The organism is Streptomyces sp. SID3343 (genome assembly GCF_009865215.1).
Classification (GTDB): Bacteria; Actinomycetota; Actinomycetes; order Streptomycetales; family Streptomycetaceae; genus Embleya.
Map to the genome: position 1 here is coordinate 1 of NZ_WWJX01000308.1, position 6,838 is coordinate 6,838.

Annotated in this window: 7 protein-coding genes and 1 tRNA gene; 5 read left to right on the top strand and 3 right to left on the bottom strand. The window is 69.8% G+C overall.

Features of this window, described 5'->3' with window-relative positions; genetic code table 11:
- On the top strand, window positions 1–1,062 hold a 1,062-nt coding region (locus GT354_RS10500; RefSeq protein WP_161356013.1), incomplete at its 5' end, for a TQO small subunit DoxD.
- 213 nt (window positions 1,063–1,275) lie between these two features.
- Here the strand turns inward: GT354_RS10500 and GT354_RS10505 are convergent.
- Both GT354_RS10505 and ugpC read right to left on the bottom strand, forming a co-directional pair.
- Complete coding sequence (locus GT354_RS10505; RefSeq protein ID WP_161356014.1) at window positions 1,276–1,704, bottom strand: PPOX class F420-dependent oxidoreductase; 429 nt, start codon at window positions 1,702–1,704, stop codon at window positions 1,276–1,278.
- Window positions 1,705–1,752: 48 nt separating this feature from the next.
- Window positions 1,753–2,862, bottom strand: a complete 1,110-nt coding sequence (ugpC, locus tag GT354_RS10510; RefSeq protein WP_161356015.1) for a sn-glycerol-3-phosphate ABC transporter ATP-binding protein UgpC — start codon at window positions 2,860–2,862, stop codon at window positions 1,753–1,755.
- Between the two features lie 237 nt (window positions 2,863–3,099).
- Here ugpC and GT354_RS10515 point away from each other — a divergent pair, with 237 nt between their 5' ends.
- Together GT354_RS10515 and GT354_RS10520 are read left to right on the top strand one after the other, a co-directional pair.
- A complete protein-coding gene (locus GT354_RS10515; protein ID WP_161356016.1) occupies window positions 3,100–4,122 on the top strand; it encodes a LacI family DNA-binding transcriptional regulator in 1,023 nt (340 codons plus the stop codon).
- Window positions 4,123–4,338: 216 nt separating this feature from the next.
- Entirely contained in the window at window positions 4,339–5,115 is a 777-nt protein-coding gene (locus GT354_RS10520) for a VOC family protein (RefSeq protein ID WP_161356017.1), read from the top strand.
- A gap of 141 nt (window positions 5,116–5,256) precedes the next feature.
- Here GT354_RS10520 and GT354_RS10525 read toward each other — a convergent pair.
- A tRNA-Thr gene (locus GT354_RS10525) sits at window positions 5,257–5,330 on the bottom strand.
- Between the two features lie 173 nt (window positions 5,331–5,503).
- On the opposite strand from GT354_RS10525, the gene GT354_RS10530 reads away from it, so the two are divergent.
- Both GT354_RS10530 and GT354_RS10535 read left to right on the top strand, forming a co-directional pair.
- Entirely contained in the window at window positions 5,504–5,767 is a 264-nt protein-coding gene (locus tag GT354_RS10530) for a GlsB/YeaQ/YmgE family stress response membrane protein (protein WP_161356018.1), read from the top strand.
- Window positions 5,768–5,889: 122 nt separating this feature from the next.
- The gene (locus GT354_RS10535; protein WP_237534595.1) at window positions 5,890–6,750 is read left to right on the top strand and encodes an acyl-CoA thioesterase domain-containing protein; all 861 of its coding nucleotides are present in this window, start codon (window positions 5,890–5,892) and stop codon (window positions 6,748–6,750) included.
- Window positions 6,751–6,838: the final 88 nt, after the last annotated feature.

Here is a 6,838-nt window from a genome sequence, read left to right on the forward strand (position 1 = left end):
CGCGAGCGCGGCGGTGCGGCGGCGCCCACGCACGCGCGCCGCGGCACGCTCCAGGGCGGCACGGTGCTGTTGCCGCTGCGGCTGTTCCTCGGCGGTGCGTTCCTCGTGGAGGGCCTGCGCAAGCTGTACGCGCCGGGCTTTTTGGACCCGAGTTCGAGTGAGTCGTTCGGGCATCGGATCGGGGTGCTCCGCGAGGGCAGCCTTTCGCCGTCGGTGATGGACCTCGCGGCGAACCACGCGATCGGTGCCGGGTTGCTGTTCGCGTTCGGGCAGGTCGTCGTCGGCTTCGCGGTCGTCCTCGGACTGTGGACGCGGCTCGCGGGCCTCGCGGGCATGCTGCTCTCGCTCGGCGTGCTGATCGCCGTGGGCAGCGGTTCCTCGCCGTATCACGCGCCCTACGTGGTCTTCCTGGCCGCGTTCAGCCCGCTCGCGCTCGCGGGCGCGCCGATGTACTCGGCGGACGCGTGGTTGTCACTGCGGACGTGGCGCGGGCCGATCGTCACACCCGTGCGGGCCCGGCGGCGCAAACTGGGCTACGGCTCGATGCTCGCGTTCTCGGGGATCGGCGCGACGCTGCTCGCGGGGTCGTTGCTCGGCGGCAGCCACCGGCACGTGGACGAGTCGGACACCGGTCGGGTGGGCAGCACGCTCCAGCCCGCCGCTCCCGGGTCGGCGGCCGTGTCCACCGGGCAGCAAAGTGCCGCGGTGGCGACCCAGCCCAGGCCGCCGGTGACCGAGCCGTCGGCGCCGCAACCGGCCAAGGCGACCGGGCAGGCGGGACCGGTCGCGCCGCGTACGGCGACCACGGCGCCCGGCCGCAGCGCGGCGCCCTCGGCGAAGGCGACCACGACGCAGACCTCGCCGACTCCCGAGAAGCAGACGAGCGACAAGCAGACGTTCGAGAAGCGGACGCCGCCGCCCGCGCATCCGATGAACGGCAAGGCGCCGGCGTCGGCTCCCGGGATCGACCCGCCGGCCGGTCCGTTCGGCAGCGGTGCCCGACCCAGCCTGCCCAAGGGCGGCGACACGACCGGCAAGCCGCTGGGCGGCCTGCTCGGCTGACCGCGGACCGCCCGACGGCCTGGACGTCGTTTACCGCCGTTCTCGACCGTTGCGCAACCGCTCACCATCGCCCGCGCATACCACCGCACATCATCACTTACGACGGCTCACGATCACTCACGACCGCTCACGACCGCTCACGCCGAAGGGCCCGCACCAAGGTGCGGGCCCTTCGCCGTGACGGGTGGTGCGCGTACGCGTTTCCAGCGCCGTTCAGTCCGCGATGTTGCGATCCGCGACCACGTGGTGGATGTGCACGTGGACGACCTGTTCGCCGTCGACCGGGTCGCGTTCGGCCACCTTGTCGGCGCCCAGGTAGCGCTCGGCGATCCGCCGGGGCCAGGCCACGAGGTCGGCCGGATCGGTGGACAGCCGGGCCTCGCCCTCGACGACGACGAACGCGTACGGCGGTCGCTCGTCGTCCACGCACAGGCTCACCCGCGGGTCGTTGGCGAGGTTGCGGCCCTTGACCGACGACGCGAACGTGGTGAAGACGAGTTCGACGGTGTCGCCGCGATCGTCGAGGTCGAACCAGATCGGGGCCACGTGCGGCCGGCCGTCGGGGCGTACGGTGGCGAGTTTTCCGGTGCGCGGGCCTTCCAGGAGGAAGGCCCGCCACTCGGTCTCGGTCATGCGTTCCATGCGTCGAAGTCTCGCCCGGAACGGGCCGCTCGGCCCGCAACCTCGACGTCAGTCGGCGAGGCGTTCGCCGCTCTTCGTGGAGAACAGGTGAGTCTCGCCGACCGTCGGGACCACGTGCAGGACGCTGCCCTTCTCCGGCACGGAACGACCGGGCACGCGCACGACCAGCGGCTTCTGCTCGCCGTCGATGGTCACCGAGCCGTACACGTACGCGTCGGAGCCGAGCTCCTCGACGACGTCCACCGACACCGCGAGGCCCTTGCTGTCCTTGCTCAGGCCCTCGGCGGAGTTGATCTTCAGGTGCTCGGGCCGCACGCCCAGGGTGACCCGGGTCTCGCCCGCGGCCACCGCCGCCTCCCGCGCGTCGCGCGAGACCTGGACGACGGAGTCGCCGAAACGCACGCCGTCCTCGGTGAGGTCGACGTCGATCAGGTTCATCGCGGGCGAACCGATGAAGCCGGCCACGAACACGTTCGCGGGGCGGTCGTACATGTTGCGCGGGGAGTCGACCTGCTGGAGCAGCCCGTCCTTGAGCACCGCGACGCGGTCGCCCATCGTCATCGCCTCGACCTGGTCGTGCGTGACGTAGACCGTGGTGATACCCAGGCGGCGCTGGAGGCCGGCGATCTGGGTACGGGTCGACACGCGCAGCTTGGCGTCGAGGTTGGACAGCGGTTCGTCCATCAGGAAGACCTGCGGCTCGCGGACGATCGCGCGGCCCATCGCGACACGCTGACGCTGACCGCCGGAGAGCGCCTTGGGCTTGCGGTCGAGGTACTCGGTGAGGTCGAGGATCTTCGCGGCCTCTTCGACCTTCGAGCGGATCTGCTTCTTGTCGACGCCGGCGATCTTCAGCGCGAAGCCCATGTTCTCGGCGACCGTCATGTGCGGGTAGAGCGCGTAGTTCTGGAACACCATCGCGATGTCGCGATCCTTGGGCTCCAGGTTGGTGACCTCACGGTCGCCGATGTGGATCGAGCCGCCGGTGACCTCCTCGAGACCCGCGAGCATGCGCAGGGAGGTGGACTTTCCGCAGCCGGAGGGGCCGACGAGGACGAGGAACTCGCCGTCGACTATCTCCAGGTCCAACGCGTTGACCGACGGGCGCTCGGCGCCCTTGTAGGTACAGGTCGCCTGCTTGTAGCTGACCGAAGCCATGGTGAATGTGTCCTTCCACCGGCAGGAACGTGCCGGACGATCCGAGTGGAGGATGCTGGGAGCCTTGGTGCGCCGAGCAAGGTGGAGCCGAAAACAGTGGTCTAGTCCATTTGAGACGGACTTCGATCACCGTACCCGGCCGAACGGGTTGTGTCAGCAGTCGGGATCGTCCGAAATGTTTTGCGCGGCTTGCAAGGCCGTGCGCAATCCTGCTGCAACCCTCACTAGGCTGCGGGGATGAAAGCTCGGCTGGCGGACATCGCTACGCAGGCAGGGGTCAGCGAGGCGACGGTGAGCCGGGTTCTCAACAGCAAACCCGGGGTGGCCGACGACACGCGGCGAGCGGTGCTGACCGCGCTCGACGTGCTCGGCTACGAGCGGCCGGCCCGGCTGCGACGCCGCAGCGCGGGGCTCGTGGGGCTGATGCTGCCGGAGTTGGACAATCCGATCTTCCCGGCGTTCGCCCAGGTCATCGAGCGCGCGTTGGCGCATCACGGCTATACGCCGGTGCTGTGTACGCAGACTCCGGGCGGGGTCACCGAGGACGACTACACCGAGTTGCTCATGGAGCGCGGGGTTTCCGGGATCGTGTTCGTCTCGGGGCTGCACTCGGACTCGGGCGCGGACCTGTCGCGCTACCTGCGGCTCGTCGAGCGCGGCCTGCCGATGGTGTTCGTCAACGGCTTCGCGCCCGGGGTGGACGCGCCGTTCATCTCCAGTGACGAAGCAGTCGCGGTCGAGTTGGCGATAGGGCACCTGGCGTCGTTGCGACACTCGGCGATCGGTCTCGCGGTCGGCCCCGAGCGCTATGTGCCCACCGCGCGCAAGATCGCGGGCTTTCGGCGCGGCCTCGCCGAGCGGTTCGGGGTCGCCGACGCGGACGGTTGGATCGAGCGCTCGCTGTTCTCGGTGGAGGGCGGGCAGGCCGCGGCGGGCGCGCTGCTCGATCGCGGGGCGACGGCGATCGTGTGCGGCAGCGACCTGATGGCGCTCGGCGCGGTCCGGGCGGCGCGCGAGCGCGGGCTGCGGGTGCCGCAGGACGTGTCGGTCGTGGGCTACGACGACTCGCCGCTGGTGGCGTTCACCGATCCGCCGCTGACCACGGTGCGGCAGGCGGTCCAGGCGATGGGCGCGGCGGCGGTGCGGGCGCTGCTGGACGAGATCGGTGGCGGGCGGGCGCCGCGGACGGAACTGATCTACCGGCCGGAGTTGGTGGTGCGGGGGTCGACGGGGCCGGCGCCGGACGCGGCGACGGGTTGATCGCGCGGTCGCCGGCATTTCGCGGTTGCACGATTTCGCGGTTGCGGGGCCCGGTATCGGAGCCGCTCGGCTCCCTCGTCTGACATCCGGGTGGGGCTGTCCGCTTGCTCGATTCGTCGGAAAAATGCGGGGAAGGGATGATTTCGGGCGGTTTTGTCGGAGTGGGTGCGACGAGGCCGAGAGGAGTGCATCCGAGTACTGCGATGGAGGCATGTCATGCCCGAGGTAACCGACCCGTACAAGCCCGGTGTCCCGTGTTGGATCGACCTGATGGTCCCCGATCAACAGGCTGCGCTCGACTTCTACCGAGACCTGTTCGGCTGGCAGGGCGAGGTCGGGCCGCCGGAGACGGGTGGATACGCGGTCTGCTCCGTGAACGGCAGGGCCGTGGCGGGCATCATGGCCGCGATGTCGCCCGACGGCGGGCCGCCGCCGCCCACCGCGTGGACCACCTACCTGGCAACCGACGACGCCGACGCCGCCTCGACGGCGATCACGTCCGGCGGCGGCACGGTGCTGATGCCGGCCATGGACGTGATGACGCTCGGCCGGATGGCCGTCGCCGCCGACCCCGCGGGCGCGGTGTTCGGCCTGTGGCAGGCCCGGGACTTCGGTGGCTTCGAAGTGGCCAACGAACCCGGCGCGGTGATCTGGAACGAGCTCGCCACATCGGACGTCGACGCCGCCACGACGTTCTACCGCGGCCTCGGCATCGAGGCCGGCCCGATGGACGGGGCGCCCGGCTACTACGGGCTCAACGTCGACGGCCGCGCCGTGGGCGGCATGCAGGGCCTGGAGAACATGCCTCCGGACACGCCCCCGCACTGGACGGTCTACTTCGCCGTCGACGACACCGACAGCACGATCGACGCACTGGTCCGCGCGAACGGAAACGTGCTGGTGCCCCCGTTCGACATGATGGCCGGCCGCATGGCCGTGGCCCAGGACCCACAGGGCGGCATCTTCTCGGTACTCAAGCCCGCGCCGATGTAGGCGGTTCGGGTCGATCGACGGGAGTCGAACCGGCCCTCGGCTTCACGAAGGTAAAACCGGACCAGGCGCGCGCTGTTCAACCCACATGCCAAAAACGAAAACGGGCCACTGACCGCGCTTGCGCTGGTCAGTGGCCCTTTGAGCCCCGAGTCGGGTTCGAACCGACGACCCCGCGCTTACAAGGCGCGTGCTCTGGCCAACTGAGCTATCGGGGCGTGTACCGGACCATTTTGCACTGGGTCGACCCGGTGGGCGCAACCACCTTAAGGCCTCGTGACGTGGGTGCGTTCGCGTTAACGCGTGGGGAAGGCGGGGAACAGGAGACTCCTACCCGGAAAAGTCCGGGTTTGCCGGTTGTGGTGCGGCTCGGCAGGTGGCTGGAGGAATCATGACGTTCGTTGGCCTGATCATCGCCGGGATCATCATCGGCGCGTTGGGGCGGTTGTTCCTTCCCGGACGGCAGAGTATCGGCTTTCTGTGGACGATCGCTGCGGGCATCGTCGGCACGCTGATCGGCTACGGCCTCGCTGCGGCCATCGGGGTCGACGACACCAAGGGCGTCGACTGGATCCGGTGGATCATCAGCATCGCGGTCTCCGCGTTTTTGGTGTCGCTGGTGGCCAAGTTCACCGGGAGAGGCGCGGTGCGTTGACCCGGTCGTGCATCTGACGACCTATCAGATATACCCGAAGGGGCGGAGCCGATCGGCTCCGCCCCTTCCGTTTGCGCCGCCGGGGTGACTGCGATCATGCGCTCATGGCTGGTGGAGTGTCGATGTGGCCGAGTATCACGGCGGACGACGTGCTGGACGCGCTGGAGCTCGAACGGGTGGCCGCGGCACCGGGCGAGTCCCGCGACGTGGTCGTCTTTCGGGCCCGCAACATCGTGTCGAGGGTGCCGCGCACGCTCGGCGCGCAGTTGTTGGCGCAGACGGTGGTGGCGGCGGAGCGGGTGGTGCCACACATGACGGTACAGACGTTGCAGGGCGCGTTCCCTCGGGCGGGTGATCCGAGCCTGCCGGTGGACGTGCGGGTCGAGCGGTTGCACGAGGGGCGATCGGTCGCGATGCTCCAGGTCGGCTTTCGGCAGGGCGACAACGAGCACTGCCGGGCGATCGTGACGCTGGGTGGGCCGGGGGCCGAGTTGGTCCGGCACGGTGACGTGTTGGCGGCGGATGTGCCGGGGCCCGAGGAGTGTGCCGAGTTCCCGGTGCCGATGCTGCCGTGGGAGGTCCGCACGGTCGGCGGGGTGGAAGCGCTGGCGCCGGAGTTGGCGGGGCCGCCTCGGTTGGACCTGTGGATGCGGATGCCCGGCGGGCGGCTGCCGGATGCGGGGACGTGGGCCCGGGCCGTGGTCGCCTACGCGACCGAGGGGTTCTTGGGGCCGGTCGCGTTGCGGCCGTATCCCAGTGACGAGATCGCGCGGCGGGGCGGGCGGGCGATGTCGGTGGCGTTGGCGCAGAACGTCACGTTCCACGACGAGTTTTCGGTGGGGGAGTGGGTGTTGCTGCGCTGTGCGAGTGAGTATGCGGGGGGTGGGCGGATGCACGGGCGCATTCGGGTGTTCGCTCGGGACGGGCGGTTGGTGGCTTCGGTGACGGCGGACGGCCTGATGCGGCCTGGCCTGCGGCGTTAGGTTTTTTTGTCCTTTGCGCCGGACTGGCTGGGTGTTTTTGGGTTGTTTGGAGTTGGGGGTGTCCTCAAACGCCGGACGGGCTGGATGT

Excerpts from the sequence above, each read along its gene's own strand:
- GT354_RS10520 (WP_161356017.1), top strand. The coding sequence starts at position 4,339 with ATGCCCGAGGTAACCGACCCGTACAAGCCCGGTGTCCCGTGTTGGATC.
- ugpC (WP_161356015.1), bottom strand. The coding sequence starts at position 2,862 with ATGGCTTCGGTCAGCTACAAGCAGGCGACCTGTACCTACAAGGGCGCC.
- GT354_RS10505 (WP_161356014.1), bottom strand. The coding sequence starts at position 1,704 with ATGGAACGCATGACCGAGACCGAGTGGCGGGCCTTCCTCCTGGAAGGC.
- GT354_RS10530 (WP_161356018.1), top strand. The coding sequence starts at position 5,504 with ATGACGTTCGTTGGCCTGATCATCGCCGGGATCATCATCGGCGCGTTG.
- GT354_RS10515 (WP_161356016.1), top strand. The coding sequence starts at position 3,100 with ATGAAAGCTCGGCTGGCGGACATCGCTACGCAGGCAGGGGTCAGCGAG.
- GT354_RS10535 (WP_237534595.1), top strand. The coding sequence starts at position 5,890 with ATGTGGCCGAGTATCACGGCGGACGACGTGCTGGACGCGCTGGAGCTC.